Origin of the sequence: Microbacterium sp. NPDC087665, assembly GCF_044743285.1 — a bacterium.
Taxonomy (GTDB): Bacteria; Actinomycetota; Actinomycetes; order Actinomycetales; family Microbacteriaceae; genus Microbacterium.
In genome coordinates this window covers 356,501-370,477 of record NZ_JBIUWD010000001.1, presented here as the reverse complement: position 1 = coordinate 370,477, position 13,977 = coordinate 356,501, and the positions used below count along the sequence as shown (strand labels likewise).

Below are 13,977 nucleotides of genomic sequence, written 5' to 3'. Positions count from 1 at the left end.
CCACATTCGACGACTGGAAACGTTTCCACTCGACGAGGAGAACCATGGGGACGAAGCCGACTCTGCACGAGGTCGCGGCTGCGGCCGGCGTCTCGCTGGCGTCCGCCTCGCGCGCACTCACCGGCCGCTCGGCGAGCCCCGAGATGGTGCGCAAGGTGCGCGTGGCCGCCAAGCGCATCGGCTACCTGCCCGACGCCACGGCGCGGTCACTGCGTCTGGGCGGGCATCCTCAGGTGGTCTTCGCGGTCGACGACATCGGCAACCCGAACTACGTGCAGATGCTGCGTGCGATCGAAGAGGAACTCGGCGAGACCACGCGCATCAGCGTCTCGGCGACCGGCCGACGCCCCGACCAGACCGTCGAACTCGTGCGCATGCTCAGCATGGGCGCCGGCGACGGCCTCATCATCTCGCCGCTGCGGGTCACGCCCGCTCTGCGGCAGGCACTGGCCGACACGGTCGTGCCCGTCGTCGTCATCGGTACCCTGCACTCCGAGCTCAGCATCGACAGCGTCTTCGTCGACTCGGCCGTCGCCGTCGGCATGGTCGTCGATCACCTGGTCGACATCGGCCGCACGCGCATCGGCGTCATCAACGGTCCCGGCAACACCAACCCGGGCGCCGCGCGCCGCGCCGGATTCACCGCCGCCGCCGAACGCCACGGGCTGACCCGCACCGATGCGCGTCAGGTCACCGCGACCGACTTCACGGTCGGCGCAGGAGTGGATGCCGCGGAGCGCCTGCTCACGGCGACCCGCGAGAGCGGCGAACCGATCGACGCGATCGTCTGCGCCAACGACCTGATCGCGATCGGCGCGATCAACGCCGCCCGTCGCCAGGGTCTGCGGGTACCCGAGGACATCGCCGTGACCGGCATCGACGACACCGACCTCGCGGCTCTCTACAGCCCACCTCTCACCTCCGTCTCGCTGCAGTCCGAACGCCGTGGCCGTATCGCGGCACGGATGCTCAGCGAGCGCTTCGCCGATCCGTCGCGTCCGACGCGGCGCGAGACGGTGGAGGCCACCCTCGTGGTGCGCGCATCGACGATCGGAGAAACCGCATGAGCACCACGAGCATGTTGCCCACGACGATGAAGCCGAAGGGATCGACCCCGAAGCCGGGAGGGCTCGCGCGCTCCCGCCGCAACGAAGCGCTGGGCCTCGTCATCCCCACGCTGATCCCGATCCTCGCTCTCAGCGTGATCCCGCTGTTCATCGGCGTGGCGACGGCGTTCACCGACTCGCGCCTCGCGCGCAATCACGAGACGCAGTTCATCGGCTTCGAGAACTTCATCAAGCTCGGCTCCGACACCCAGTTCTGGCAGTCGTTCGGCATCGGCATGATCTGGGCGGTCACGGTGACCGCGCTGCAGCTGATCGGCGGACTGTGCCTCGCTCTGCTGCTCAACACCGACATGCGCTTCCGCGGCATCACCCGTGTGCTCGCGCTGATCCCGTGGGCGATGCCGCCCGTGGTCGTCGCGGTGATGTGGCAGATGATCTACTCGCCGACCAACGGCCCGCTGAACTGGGCGATCGAGTCGCTCGGGGGCCCCGAGAACATCAACTGGCTCGGCGACTTCGGTCTGGCTCTTCCTGCCGTGATCCTGGTGGGCGTCTGGGTCGGGATGCCGCAGAACACCGTCGTGCTGCTCGCCGGACTGCAACAGGTTCCGGGCGAACTGCTCGAAGCCGCGGCCGTAGACGGGGCGAGCACCTGGCGCCGGTTCGTCAGCGTCACGCTGCCGGCGCTGCGCCCGGTGATCTTCTCGATCGCGAGCCTGAGCTTCATCTGGAACTTCAATTCGTTCGGCATCGTCTACGTCATGACCGAGGGCGGCCCCGGCGGTCGCACCATGCTGCCGATGCTCTTCACCTACCTCGAAGCCTTCAAGACCCGCAACACCGGTGGTGCGGCGGCGATGGGCGACGTGATCGTCATCTTCCTCGTGGTCATCCTGGTGATCGCCCTGTGGCGTCAGCTCCGTCCGGAAAAGAGTGCGCGATGAGTCAGAGCACCGTGACACAGAACATGGTCACCCAGAATACGAAGAAGAAGCACCGCCCGCGGATGAGCCACCGCACCCAGAAGCCGCTCGTGCGCATCTTGCAGTACGTGGCGCTCGCCGGGTTCCTCATCTTCCTCGGGTTCCCGCTGCTGTGGCTGATCTCGACGGCGTTCAAGTCGTCGGCCGAGATCAACTCCCTGGCGGTCAACCTGTTCCCGCTGCAGCCGACGATCGACAACTTCATCGTGGCGCTCGAACGCCAGGGCCTGGTGCGCGCGGCGGGCAACAGCCTGCTCGTGGCCGTCGCGACGACGATCATCGTGACGCTGCTGTCGATCCCGGGCGCGTACGTCATGGCGCGATACCAGGGAAAGCTGCGCTCCATCGGCGTCGGCTACATCCTGGTGAGTCAGATCTTCCCGGTGATCCTGGTCGTCATCCCGCTGTTCTTCATCCTGCGGTCGGTCGGCCTGGTCGATTCGCTGCTGGGTCTGGTGGCGGTCTACTCGGTCTACACGCTGCCGTTCTCGCTGTGGATGCTGCAGGGCTACGTCGCGGCGATCCCCTACGACATCGAAGAGGCGGCGGCGATCGACGGGGCCAACAAGGCCCGCACCCTGCAACGTGTCGTGTTTCCGCTGCTGATGCCCGGACTCGTCGCGACCGCGATGTTCAGTTTCGTCTCGGCGTACAACGAGTTCTTCTTCGCCCTGGTGCTGCTGCAGTCGCCCGAGAACTACACCCTGCCGATCGCGCTGAGCACCTTCGTCGGCGGCGAGGGCAAGGTCGCCGTCGGACCGCTCGCGGCCGGTGCGCTGCTGTCGAGCATCCCGAGCATCGTCTTCTTCACCCTGCTGCAGAAGCGTCTGGCCACCGGCCTGCTCTCGGGCGCCGTCAAGGGCTGACCCACAGATCCCCCGTAATTCCCATCACCATAAAGAAAGAGGTATGAAGTGAAGAAGCTTCATCGCGCGACCATCGCGCTCGCTGCAGCGGCGGTGACGGCGCTGACCCTCGCGTCCTGCTCATCAGGCGGCGACACGACCGAAGACACCGGAGACGGCGAACCGGTATCGATCACATTCCAGTCGTTCTCCGACCAGCCGGCCGCCATCCAGGCGACGAAGGAGATCGTGGATGCCTGGAACGAGGACAACCCCGACATCCAGGTCGAGATCGTGCAGGCCCCGACCGACAGCCTCGACGACAAGCTGACGACGCAGTTCGCGGGCGAGGTCGCCCCCGACATCATCCACTACGAGGTGCTGGGCATCGTGCCCTTCGCCCGTGACGGCTACGTCGCCGATCTGACCGATCTGCTCAGCAAGGAGACGATCGACGACATCGATCCGGGCGTGCTCGAGTCGGTGACGGTCGACGATCAGATCATCGGTGCTCCCACCGAGCTGCAGACCTACGTCGTGTTCGCGAACAAGACGCTGCTCGAAGCGGCCGGGGTCGAGATCCCGACCGGGGACTCGATGACGTGGGACGAGCTCGACGAGATCGCGAAGGCGACCACCTCGGGCGACGTGCACGGCATCACCTGGGGTCTGAAGAGCCCGACGGCCGCGTTCATGAGCCTGGGCATGGGCTTCGGCTCGGAGTACTTCACGGGCAAGGGCGACGAGATGAAGGTCGAGGTCAAGGATGCCGACCTCGAGGTGCCGAACCGTGTGCGGTCGATGATCGAAGACGGTTCGGTCGACCCGATCGGTGTGACGCAGTCGGGGTCGGACGTGCTCGCCACGTTCTACGCCGGCAAGGCGGCCATGACGGTGCAGGGTTCGTACCAGGTGGCCAACATCGCCACTGATGCCCCGGCCGACATGGACTGGATCGTGCTGCCGCCGCTCGCCGGTGACGACGGTGCGGTGCAGGCCGCCAACCCGCAGACGCTGTCGATCAACATCGACTCGCCTTACCAGGAGCAGTCGGCCAAGTTCCTCGACTACTTCATGCAGACCGACAACCTCGTGAAGATGAACATCGCCGACGGGCTGATCCCGACGACGGTGTCGGCGCGTGAGGCGCTGGCCGAGCAGACGGCCGACCAGAACGGCTGGCCCGAGATCGTGAAGTCGGCGGAGGGCCTCGAGGGCCCGGTGTTCCTGCAGGCGAACGGCTTCGTGCGTTGGAAGGACACCGTCGCGACTCCCGCGTTCCAGAAGTTCCTGGGCGGCGAGATCGACGACAAGGGTCTGGCGACCGAGCTCGACGACGGCTGGGCACAGGTCAACGGTTGACGACGGTGGGGCGGATGCTCGCATCCGCCCCACCTCAGAGGAAGTAGGGAATTGGTATGAGCTGGATTCGGGAACGCACGGCGGCCGTACTCGCGGGGTCGGCCATCGGCGACGCCCTCGGAGGGGCGGCCGAAGGGTTTAGTCCGGAGAAGATCAAGGAGCGGTACGGAGGCCCCATCACGGGCATCGTGCCGCCGTATCACCTGGACTGGAAGACCGCTCGGCCGGTCAGCCCGTACCACAAGGGCGACGGGCACATCACGGATGACACCCTGATGACGCAGGCGCTCATCCGGGTGTACGCCGAGCGCCGCGACCACATCGACGCGTTCGCGGTGGCCGAGCTGCTGGTGCCGCTGCTGCAGACCGAGATTCGCTGGATCCCGGAGCTGGAGCGCGAGTCGATCCTGCTGCAGCGCATCTTCCTGGCCGAGAAGTGGTTGGTGACGCGGCTGCAGTACGGGCACGTCGACCCGCGTGAGGCGGGCGTCGGCAACGTCGTGAACTGCGGCGCCGCGATGTACATGGCACCTGTCGGCATCGTCAATGCGGGCAACCCCGAGGCGGCGTACGCCGAGGCGATCGACGTCGCCGGTGCCCATCAGTCGAGCTACGGACGTGAGGCCGCTGGTGTGTTCGCGGCGGCTGTCGCGGCATCCGTCGCTGTCGATGCGACCGTCGATTCCGTCGTCGACGCCGCGCTGCGTGTGGCGCACGACGGCACCGCTGCGGCGATCCGCGCGGTGGTCGACGCGGCGCGCGCGCTCCCGGCGGATGCCGATGACGAGGCGATCGGGGTCGCGCTGCGCGACGCCATCCGTCCCTTCGACACCGTCGGCGACGCGTACCGCGAGCCGCTCATGGACGCCCGGGTGCCCTCGCGCACCAAGTCGATCGAGGAGCTGCCGGTGGCTTTCGGGTTCCTCGTCGCGCACGACGGCGCCTTCCTGCCGACCGTGCTGGGCGCGGTGAACTACGGTCGCGACTCCGACTCGATCGCATCGATGGCGGGCAGCCTCGCCGCGGGCATCGGCGGGGGAGCGGTCATCCCGACCGACATCTTCGACACGATCGCCACGGCCAGCCGCGTCGACTTCGACGAGTACGCGTCGCTGCTGTCGGACGTGGCCGTGGACATCATGGAGAAAGACGTCGCCCGCGCCGAGGCCGACGTGCGTCGGGTCGCGGCCCTGCGGGGGGCGTGATGCGCCTGACCTGGGCACAGCCCGAAGACCTGGTGCCGCACGAGCTCGTGCAGGCGCGGGCCGAGGGGAAAGATGTCGACGCGATCGCCGAGCGGTGGAGTGCCGCCGGCGGCAGTCTCGATCCGGTGCGCGGAGGGGCGACGGCGGATGCTGCGCCCGACGCGCTGCGCACTCTCGCCCGTGAGCTGCTGGTCGAGATCGACGATGTCGCCGCTGCCGAGTCGGAGCCGGGGGAGTGGGGCGCCGTGCGCGCGTTGCTCCCCGGCATCCCGGCTCCGATCGCCGTGGCGCACGACGCCGTGCTCGACCGGACCCATGGCGCGTGGGCCGGGCGATCGGCGGGATGCCTGTGGGGCAAGCCCGTCGAGAAGATCCCGCGGCAGGGCATCGAGGAGATCCTGCGGGCGACCGGTCGCTGGCCGCTCACCGACTACTTCACGGCGCAGGGCCTTCCGGCCGACGTCGCCGCGCGGTGGCCGTGGAACCGGCGCTCGTCGGTCAACTCCCTGGTCGAGAACATCGCCGGGATGCCGGAGGACGACGACCTCAACTACCCGCTGCTGAACCTGCGGGTGCTCGAGACGGCCGGCCGTGACTTCACGACCGATGACATCGCGCAGGCGTGGCTGGCCGATCTGCCCGCCGGGCGCACCTTCACCGCCGAGCGCATCGCCTACCGCAACCTGCTCGACGGCTACCGTCCCGACGAGGCGGCACGCGTGCGCAACCCGTTCCGTGAGTGGATCGGGGCGCTCATCCGCACCGACGTCTACGGCTGGATCAACCCCGGCGACCTCGCCGAGGCCGCGCGTATGGCCTGGACGGATGCCCGTCTCAGCCACACCCGCAACGGACTGTGGGGCGCGATGTGGGCGGCGGCGTTGACCTCGGCCTCGGTGGTCGCGGCATCCGTCGACGAGGTGCTCGACCTCGCAGCGACGGTCGTGCCCCCGGGCAGCGAGCTCGCGCAGGCCATCGCCCACGGGGCCGAGCTGGGTCGGGGCGACCTCGACGACGCTGCGGCCATCGACGAGCTGCACGCCACGTACGGTCACCTGCACTGGGTGCACACCCTCAACAACGCCGCGCTCATCGCCTTCGCCCTCGCGCGCAGCGGCGGCGACTTCGCCCGCGGTGTGCCGCTCGCCGTCATCACCGGGTGGGACACCGACTCGGCCGGCGCCACGGTCGGCTCCGTGCTCGGCGGCCTCGCCGGCGTCGCCGGGCTCCCCGCGCATTTCATCGATCCGCTGCAGAACCGCATCGCGACGAGCCTGCCCGGGTTCGACGGCGTCGAGATCGACGATCTCGCCCGCCGCACGGTCGCGTTGCTGCCGACCCGCTGAGGTACCCCTCTCTCAAGCCACCCCCTTCTCCAGACAAGGACGTTCATGACTTCTCCCACCCCGACCCTGCAGGACCGAGTGCGAGGATCGCTCGCCGGCCTCGCGATCGGTGACGCGATCGGGCGTCCGGTCGAAGGCTTCTCGGCCGCCGAGATCCAGGCGGCGCACGGCCGCGTGACCGGCTATCTCGACCCGGAGCCCGCCGGCAGCGACGACACCGAGTACGCCCTGCTCACCGCCAAGACCGTGCAGCGCGTGGGGGTCGGAGCGACCGCCGACGACTTCGCCCAGACCTGGATCGAAGACGTGCTGCCCCAGGCCGACGACTTCAAGGGGGGCGGGTTCAGCGAGATGGCCGCGATCGACAACCTGCGCCGGGGCATCCGTCCGCCGCTGAGCGGCGACACCATGCACGGCTGGAGCGACGGGCTCGCGATGCGGGTCAGCCCGCTCGGCATCGTCGCCGACGGCGATGTCGACCTGGCACGCCGCCTGACCGAGGCCGATGGTGCCGTGAGCCACACCACCGAGGGCATCTGGGCGGGAGTGGTCGTCGCGGTCGCCGTGACAACCGCCCTCACCGGCGCCGACGCCGCCGCCTGCTACGAGGCAGGGCTCGCTGCGATCCCGGCCGACAGTTGGACCGCTCGCAACCTGCGCGACGCCCGCGACCTCGTGCACTCCGGCCTCGACGACGACGCCCTCGCGATCGCCCTGCACGACCGCCTCGCCGTGGCCGACTACTTCTGGGCCGACCTCGCGCCCGAGGCCGTCGGGCTCGCCATGGCCTCGGTGCTCCACGCCGAAGGGCGCGCAGCCGACAGCATCCTCTTCGCCGTAAACATGGGCCGCGATGCCGACACGACCGCCGCGATCGCCGGTTGCATCGGCGGCGCGATCTCGGGCATCGGAGACCTGCCCGACGAGTGGGTGCAGGGGCTGCGACCGGTCGTGGGCTCGTGCATCCGCTCGATGGCCGGCATCCACCCGCTGGATGCCGCCGACACCCTGACCCGCATCGTCGAGGAGGCGCGCGCATGACCACCCCCCTGATCGATCTGCTCACCCGGGGCATTACCGCCGGTGAGGCGTCGTCGTCGATGAACGCCGACTTCCGCGTGTACGCGCTGCCGCCCAAGCGGGTCAACCGCGTGCGCATCCTCGCGAAGCTCGGTGACGAAGACCGCACCACCACGGTGCCGCGCCCGTTCACGCATGCCGCCCCGCCGAAGACCCTGCACCCCGGTGCCGGCGAGAACATCGAGTGGTTCGCGTTCTCGGCCCGCCAGCAGAAGCGCGACCTCGGGCTCACCGAGTGGCGCGAACTGGCCGAACTCGAAGCCGACCCCGCCAGCGGCCTGCGCGCCCGCATCGGCACCAAGCTCGCGCTGCAGAACCTGCGCAACGGCGCCGAGCCGCCCCAGTCCGGACACGACAACGCCCACTACTTCGACGACATAGCCACCGTGCGTGCGCTCGCTGCGGTCGCGGTGCACGGATCGTCGGGCGCGGTCGACGCGGCAGATGCGGATGCCTCGATCACCCACTCGCTCGACGGCGTGTGGTGCGCGCGGGCGAGTGCGGCGTTGTTCGTCGCCCTGATCGACGGGGCATCGGCGGCGGATGCCGTGCGGCTCGCGGTCGAGCAGCTGCCGGAGAACACGTGGAGCCGACGCATGGCCGAGACGTCGCTGAGCGTCGCGGCCGAGGCGAACGGCGCGATGGACCGCGCGCGACGGCTCAGCACGCAGGTCGGCGACTGGGTCTACAGCTACCCGATCGCGGGGCCCGAGACGTTCGGGTTCCTGCTCGCCCACGTGGCCACCGCCCGCTCGGCCGACGACCTGCTGCTCGGCGCTCTCGCGCAGCCGCGCAACGCCGCCTCTCTTCCGGCGTTGGCCGGAGCCGCGGCGGCCGTGCTGTTCGGCGAGGAGTGGATTCCCGAGGGGCTCGAGGCCGACAGCATCCGCCTCACCGGACTCGGCATTCCGGCGCTGGCCGGTCGCACGGTCGCCGAGGTCGTCGCGGGCTGACGTCGAATGCGGGTGCCGACGCACCCGCATTCGCAACACGCCCGGAAGTCCGCTAAGCTGTCCAGGTTGTCTGCCTTCTGGCGGGCACGTTCACACACCCTCCTGCTTTCGAGAAATCCTCGGAAGCCGTTCTAGTCCGAAGGAGGTGGGTAAGTGACGCACCAGTACGAACTCATGGTCATTCTGACCCCCGAGATCGACGAGCGCCAGGTCGCACCTACGCTCGACAAGTTCCTGAAGGTCATCACCAACGATGGTGGCTCGATTGACAAGGTCGACATCTGGGGTAAGCGCCGTCTGGCCTACGAAATCCAGAAGAAGAACGAAGGCATCTACGCCGTCGTCAACTTCACCGCTACCAGCGAGGCCACGCAGGAGCTCGACCGTCAGCTGAAGCTGAACGAGCAGATCATGCGCACCAAGGTCCTTCGTTCGGAAGAGGCTCAGGCGATGGTCGCAACCGAGGCCAAGCGCACCGAAGAGAAGGCAGCCCGCAAGGCCGCCAAGGCTGCGAAGGCCTAAGTCTCATGGCCGGCGAAACCGTCATCACCGTGGTGGGAAACCTCACGGCCGACCCCGAGCTGCGCTACACGCAGAATGGGCTGCCGGTGGCGAACTTCACCATCGCGTCGACGCCTCGCAACTTCGATCGTGCCGCGAATGAGTGGAAGGACGGCGATGCGCTGTTCCTCCGCGCATCCGTCTGGCGCGAATTCGCCGAGCACGTGGCGGGCTCGCTGACCAAGGGCATGCGCGTCATCGCGCAGGGCCGTCTGCGTCAGCGCTCCTACCAGGACCGCGAAGGCAACCAGCGCACCGCGATCGAGCTGGAGGTCGACGAGATCGGCCCCTCGCTGCGGTACGCGACTGCGCAGGTCACCCGTGCGGCCTCGACCGGCGGTGCCGGCGGAGGCGGAGGACAGGCTCGTCCCGCGCAGCAGCAGGTGTCGGAGGAGCCGTGGTCAACCCCCGGCTCGTCGACCAGCGCAGACGCCTGGAGCACTCCGGGCAGCTTCGGCGACGACACCCCGTTCTAAACAACTTCTGGATTCGATTCCTGGGCCTGGCTCCGGGATCGGCATCCGCTCTTAATTAAGGAAAAACCATGGCTGGAAAGTCGAGCGGCGACCGCCGCAAGCCGCGGAAGGGTGGCAAGCCCACCGCTCCCGCGAAGTCGATCCGGGTTGGTGTCATCGATTACAAGGATGTCGCCACCCTCCGCAAGTTCGTTTCGGAGCGCGGCAAGATCCGTGCCCGTCGTATCACCGGTGTCTCGGTGCAGGAGCAGCGTCTGATCGCCACGGCGATCAAGAACGCACGCGAAATGGCGCTCCTGCCCTACGCTGGCGCTGGCCGCTAAGGGGTATCGACATGGCAAAGCTGATTCTCACGAATGAGGTCGCCGGGCTGGGTAGTGCCGGTGACGTTGTCGAGGTCAAGAACGGGTACGCCCGTAACTTCCTCATCCCCCAGGGCTTCGCTACGGCGTGGACCCGCGGTGGCGAAAAGCAGGTCGCATCGATCCAGGCTGCGCGTCAGGCACGCGCGATCCACGATCGTGACGACGCTGTCGCACTGAAGAACGCTCTCGAGGGCACGAAGGTGCGTCTCGCGGTCAAGGCCGGCGCAACCGGTCGTCTCTTCGGATCGGTCAAGACCGATCACGTCGCTGACGCTGTCGCCGCTGCCGGTCTCGGCACGATCGACAAGCGCAAGGTGCACATCACCGCGCCGATCAAGGCAACGGGTGACCACGAGGCCACGGTTCGTCTTCACGAAGACGTGACCGCAGTCATCACCCTGCAGGTCGTCGCAGCCAAGTAATCCTGTCTTCGTAGGGCCGCTGAGCCCGTCGAAGTGCGAACGCCCCCTGTCCTTCGGGACGGGGGGCGTTCGGCGTATCCGGGTGGGTGTCACGGCATCCGCTCGTGCATAACTCCTCAGATCCTGGCGAATTCGCCCTGTTCGAAGGCGGGGAGGACTGGTTCACCCGTGTTTTGAGGAGTTATGCAGCCCGCGGCGGGCCTAACTCAGGAAAATCGCCGCCCAACCGCTCGGATTCGGCCAGGTCGGTCCGTTCTCGACCGGTCTTCCTGAGTTGGGGACGGCGCTCGGTTGAACCCGCGGGCGCGACGGATGCCCCACGCTCGGGTTGCGTGGGGCATCCGCCTTCTTGCGCGCGCGTCGCGGTCGACGTCGGGCTGGGGACCCGGGGGTTGATTCGTCGTTACCGGACCGACACGGTCGCGCACCGGTGGCGCAGCGCCTCCTCCCTCACGGACGCCGCACCGCCGGCGTCAGCACTACGCCGTCGTGTGGCGGCGACGCAGCAGGGCCACTCCGAGGAGCAGCATCAGCGATGCGACGAGCCCGAGGGCGATCGCGGGGGTGCCGCCGGTGTTGGCCAGCGCGTCCTCCGCAGCTCCCGAAGACGTCGTCATTCCGGATGCCGTCGCAGAACCGGCGCTCGTCACCGTGCCGGGGTTCGTCCCCGGGTCGGTGCCGGGGTCGGTTCCCGGGTCGGTGCCGGGGTCAGTACCCGGGTCGGTGCCGGGGTCAGTACCCGGGTCGGTCCCGGGGTCAGTGCCCGGGTCCGTGCCAGGATCGGTGACGGTCGGCGTGGTGACCGTGCTCTCACCGACCACCGCGATGGCGTTGCCGCCGATGGTGATCGGAAGAGTGATCGGCAGACCGATCTGCGTGCCGCCGAGGACCGACTCCGACCCGGAGGTCGTGTTGGATCCGCTGGCAGGTGCGCCCGGCGTGGTGCCGGTTCCGCCGGTGACGGCGCTCTCTCCGAGGGCGGAAATGGCGTTGCCGGTGACGGTGATCGGTGCGGTCACGGGTGCCGTGACCTGGGTGCCGCCGAGGATGCCGTCGTCTCCGGTGGTGGTGGAGCCGGTGCCGGGGGTCGCGGGTGCGGTGGTTCCGGTGTTGGTTCCGCCGGTGACGGCGCTCTCTCCGAGGATGGAGATCGCGTTGCCGGTGACGTTCACCGGTGCGGTGATCGGCGCGACCGCCTGAGTGCCGCCGAGGACCGCGTCATCACCCGAGGTGCCCGCCGAGGTGGCGGGAGCAGAGCTCGAGGTCGGTGCCGACGCAGAGGGCGCCGCTGCTGCGTCGCTCTCTCCGAGGATCGAGATGGCGTTGCCCGAGACGTTCACCGGAGCGGTGATCGGCGCCTGAACCTGCGTGCCACTGCCGATGCCATCGCTGCCATCGGTCGTCGGACCCGTCGAGGTCGCAGGAGCGGTCGGTGCTGCCGGTGCTGCGGCATCCTGACCCGTTGCGTCGCTCTCGCCGAGCAGCGCGATGGAGTTGCCCGACACGGTGATCGGGACGTCGACCTGCAGCAGCGCCTGGGTGCCCGAGAGCAGCCCGTCGATGCCGTTGGTCGTGATCGACGGCGCCGGTGCCGCCGGTGCCGGAGCCTCGGGAGCAGCTGCCGGCTCGCTGGCCGAGTCGCCCAGGATGCTGACCGCGTTGTCCGTCACAGTGACGGGCACGGTCACGGTCACGACGGCCTGGGTTCCGGACGCTGCGCCGGAATCACCGCTCGTCGTGGCCTCCGGCGCCGGAGCAGGGGCCGGAGCAGGTGCCGGAGCAGGTGCCGGAGCAGGGGCGGGTGCCGGTGCAGGGGCAGGTGCCGGAGCAGGGGCCGGAGCGGGCTGCACGGCGGCATCGCCGAGCAGGGAGATCGCGTTGTCCACGATCGTGACGGGAACCGAGATCGGTGCCTCCGCCTGGGTTCCCGAGAGCAGACCTTCGTCTCCCGAGGTGTCGGCCGCGTTGGCGGCTGTTGCGCCGAGCAGGGTGATCCCGCCGGCGAGAAGCGTTCCCCACAGGGCCCGCTTGAGGTAAGTACGCATGATGACTTTCTCCTGACTGGACTGGGGTGTCTGGATAGATGGGGTGCACGCGAGAACATGTGCGCGCGCAGCACGGCATCTGTCGTTCACGAGGAACGACCGGACAACCCGTCAGTCAGGAGAGACGTCGGTGTCGGCGATCAGCGACGTCGGCAAGACGTCGTCGGATGCGCCGGAGGTACGCTCCCAAGCACGGAGCGGAGTCAGGTTCACGTCGCTGAGGCGAGCGTGGGAAACAGCGGATGCTCCGCCGGAAGCGGCAGAGGAAGAAGGTGCCGCAGGTGCCCCGGGCAGACCGGTGAACGGCGAGGCCGGGTCCTCAGAAGCGGGCGCACTGGTCGCCGACGCGTCGAGGGCAGAGGTCGCCGGAGCGAGCGGGAATGCACGCAGGGCAGTGCTCGTCGCCGCAGAAATCGCCGGTTCGGACACGTCGGAAACCGCGGAATCAGCGGTGAGAAGCGGGGCGGACGTCGATGCATCCGGAACCAGGTCGATCGGCGTGACGGCCGGTGTGCTCGGGTCGAGAGCCTCGAGCACCGGCGGTACCGTCTGGTCGACGACTCCGCCGACGAGCGACGTGGTGTCGTCGACGATGCCGACGACGTTGTCGAGCAGGGTGATGACGCCGAGATCCTGCAGCAGCGATCCGACGATCGGCAGTGTGGCGACAGCATCCTGAACCGGCTGCACGATCTGCGAGACCGGAGCATCCTGCAGCAGATCGGTCACCGGCTCGACGACCGCCTGGGCCGTGTCTGTCACTGCCGCGACCACCGGAGCGGTCGCGGGGCCGACGACGGGAACCTCGGCCACGGTCGACGTGACGGTCTCGACCACGACGGGCGCGGCCTGCTGCACCGGAGCCACCACCTGGGTGACCACCGGAGCCACCACCTGGGTGACGACCGGGGCGAGCGGGGCCGTGACCGCGGTGACGGTATCGCCGACCGTGGAGACCGTGTTGCTGACGAGCGAGGTCACACCGTCGAGCAGGGGAGTGTCGTGCTGCTCGTCGGCGTGGGCCGAACCGCCTCCGGTGAGGACGGTCAGAGCCGCCCACGCGAGCGCGCCCAAACCACCCCAGAGAGCTACGGCAGGTACGCCGCGCCGGGTGGCTTGAGTGTTCACGATGACTTCCCTCCCCGAAAGACGATCGTTCTGACGCGCGGTTGCGTCGATGCGGCCACGGTACTCCCGGTATATCGGACTGTCTAGCCCCATCTGCGCGAAAAGTGATGACGTTTCGCGCACGATTCCGCGGGTCTGA

14 protein-coding genes are annotated in these 13,977 nt (G+C 68.6%); 12 read left to right on the top strand and 2 right to left on the bottom strand.

Annotation, left to right across the window (positions count from 1 at the left end; genetic code table 11):
• The first annotated feature begins 44 nt into the window (after positions 1-44).
• From ACIOSY_RS01775 to rplI, 12 genes are all read left to right on the top strand, one after another.
• The gene (locus tag ACIOSY_RS01775) at positions 45-1,067 is read left to right on the top strand and encodes a LacI family DNA-binding transcriptional regulator (RefSeq protein WP_400848055.1); all 1,023 of its coding nucleotides are present in this window, start codon (positions 45-47) and stop codon (positions 1,065-1,067) included.
• Positions 1,064-2,011, top strand: a complete 948-nt coding sequence (locus ACIOSY_RS01770) for a carbohydrate ABC transporter permease (protein ID WP_400848052.1) — start codon at positions 1,064-1,066, stop codon at positions 2,009-2,011. Before ACIOSY_RS01775 ends, ACIOSY_RS01770 begins: the two co-directional genes overlap by 4 nt.
• Positions 2,008-2,916: a carbohydrate ABC transporter permease gene (locus ACIOSY_RS01765; RefSeq protein WP_400848049.1), complete on the top strand. Its 909-nt coding sequence runs from the start codon at positions 2,008-2,010 to the stop codon at positions 2,914-2,916. Before ACIOSY_RS01770 ends, ACIOSY_RS01765 begins: the two co-directional genes overlap by 4 nt.
• 48 nt (positions 2,917-2,964) lie before the next feature.
• A complete protein-coding gene (locus ACIOSY_RS01760) occupies positions 2,965-4,257 on the top strand; it encodes an ABC transporter substrate-binding protein (RefSeq protein WP_400848046.1) in 1,293 nt (430 codons plus the stop codon).
• Positions 4,258-4,313: 56 nt separating this feature from the next.
• Positions 4,314-5,462 (top strand): ADP-ribosylglycohydrolase family protein, encoded by a 1,149-nt coding sequence (locus ACIOSY_RS01755; protein WP_400848043.1) that lies wholly within the window; start codon positions 4,314-4,316, stop codon positions 5,460-5,462.
• Positions 5,462-6,808, top strand: coding sequence for an ADP-ribosylglycohydrolase family protein (locus tag ACIOSY_RS01750; protein ID WP_400848040.1), 1,347 nt, complete (start codon positions 5,462-5,464; stop codon positions 6,806-6,808). The genes ACIOSY_RS01755 and ACIOSY_RS01750 overlap by 1 nt, the downstream gene beginning before the upstream one ends.
• 45 nt (positions 6,809-6,853) lie before the next feature.
• Entirely contained in the window at positions 6,854-7,849 is a 996-nt protein-coding gene (locus ACIOSY_RS01745; RefSeq protein WP_400848037.1) for an ADP-ribosylglycohydrolase family protein, read from the top strand.
• Positions 7,846-8,841, top strand: a complete 996-nt coding sequence (locus ACIOSY_RS01740; protein WP_400848033.1) for an ADP-ribosylglycohydrolase family protein — start codon at positions 7,846-7,848, stop codon at positions 8,839-8,841. Before ACIOSY_RS01745 ends, ACIOSY_RS01740 begins: the two co-directional genes overlap by 4 nt.
• A gap of 153 nt (positions 8,842-8,994) precedes the next feature.
• The gene (gene rpsF / locus ACIOSY_RS01735) at positions 8,995-9,363 is read left to right on the top strand and encodes a 30S ribosomal protein S6 (protein ID WP_045253958.1); all 369 of its coding nucleotides are present in this window, start codon (positions 8,995-8,997) and stop codon (positions 9,361-9,363) included.
• 5 nt (positions 9,364-9,368) lie between these two features.
• Positions 9,369-9,878: a single-stranded DNA-binding protein gene (locus ACIOSY_RS01730; RefSeq protein WP_400848029.1), complete on the top strand. Its 510-nt coding sequence runs from the start codon at positions 9,369-9,371 to the stop codon at positions 9,876-9,878.
• A 68-nt stretch (positions 9,879-9,946) separates the two neighbouring features.
• Complete coding sequence (gene rpsR / locus ACIOSY_RS01725; RefSeq protein ID WP_017829850.1) at positions 9,947-10,201, top strand: 30S ribosomal protein S18; 255 nt, start codon at positions 9,947-9,949, stop codon at positions 10,199-10,201.
• A gap of 11 nt (positions 10,202-10,212) precedes the next feature.
• A complete protein-coding gene (rplI, locus tag ACIOSY_RS01720; RefSeq protein WP_400848026.1) occupies positions 10,213-10,665 on the top strand; it encodes a 50S ribosomal protein L9 in 453 nt (150 codons plus the stop codon).
• Positions 10,666-11,144: 479 nt separating this feature from the next.
• On the opposite strand, the gene ACIOSY_RS01715 is transcribed toward rplI, so the two are convergent.
• On the bottom strand, positions 11,145-12,710 hold the full coding sequence (locus ACIOSY_RS01715) for a chaplin family protein (RefSeq protein WP_400848023.1): 1,566 nt from the start codon (positions 12,708-12,710) through the stop codon (positions 11,145-11,147).
• A 111-nt stretch (positions 12,711-12,821) separates the two neighbouring features.
• Positions 12,822-13,838: a hypothetical protein gene (locus tag ACIOSY_RS01710; protein ID WP_400848020.1), complete on the bottom strand. Its 1,017-nt coding sequence runs from the start codon at positions 13,836-13,838 to the stop codon at positions 12,822-12,824.
• Positions 13,839-13,977 lie beyond the last annotated feature (139 nt).

Coding starts and splice junctions, on each gene's coding strand:
- ACIOSY_RS01775 (WP_400848055.1), top strand. CDS start 45: ATGGGGACGAAGCCGACTCTGCACGAGGTCGCGGCTGCGGCCGGCGTC.
- ACIOSY_RS01770 (WP_400848052.1), top strand. CDS start 1,064: ATGAGCACCACGAGCATGTTGCCCACGACGATGAAGCCGAAGGGATCG.
- ACIOSY_RS01765 (WP_400848049.1), top strand. CDS start 2,008: ATGAGTCAGAGCACCGTGACACAGAACATGGTCACCCAGAATACGAAG.
- ACIOSY_RS01755 (WP_400848043.1), top strand. CDS start 4,314: ATGAGCTGGATTCGGGAACGCACGGCGGCCGTACTCGCGGGGTCGGCC.
- ACIOSY_RS01750 (WP_400848040.1), top strand. CDS start 5,462: ATGCGCCTGACCTGGGCACAGCCCGAAGACCTGGTGCCGCACGAGCTC.
- ACIOSY_RS01745 (WP_400848037.1), top strand. CDS start 6,854: ATGACTTCTCCCACCCCGACCCTGCAGGACCGAGTGCGAGGATCGCTC.
- ACIOSY_RS01740 (WP_400848033.1), top strand. CDS start 7,846: ATGACCACCCCCCTGATCGATCTGCTCACCCGGGGCATTACCGCCGGT.
- ACIOSY_RS01730 (WP_400848029.1), top strand. CDS start 9,369: ATGGCCGGCGAAACCGTCATCACCGTGGTGGGAAACCTCACGGCCGAC.
- rpsR (WP_017829850.1), top strand. CDS start 9,947: ATGGCTGGAAAGTCGAGCGGCGACCGCCGCAAGCCGCGGAAGGGTGGC.
- rplI (WP_400848026.1), top strand. CDS start 10,213: ATGGCAAAGCTGATTCTCACGAATGAGGTCGCCGGGCTGGGTAGTGCC.
- ACIOSY_RS01715 (WP_400848023.1), bottom strand. CDS start 12,710: ATGCGTACTTACCTCAAGCGGGCCCTGTGGGGAACGCTTCTCGCCGGC.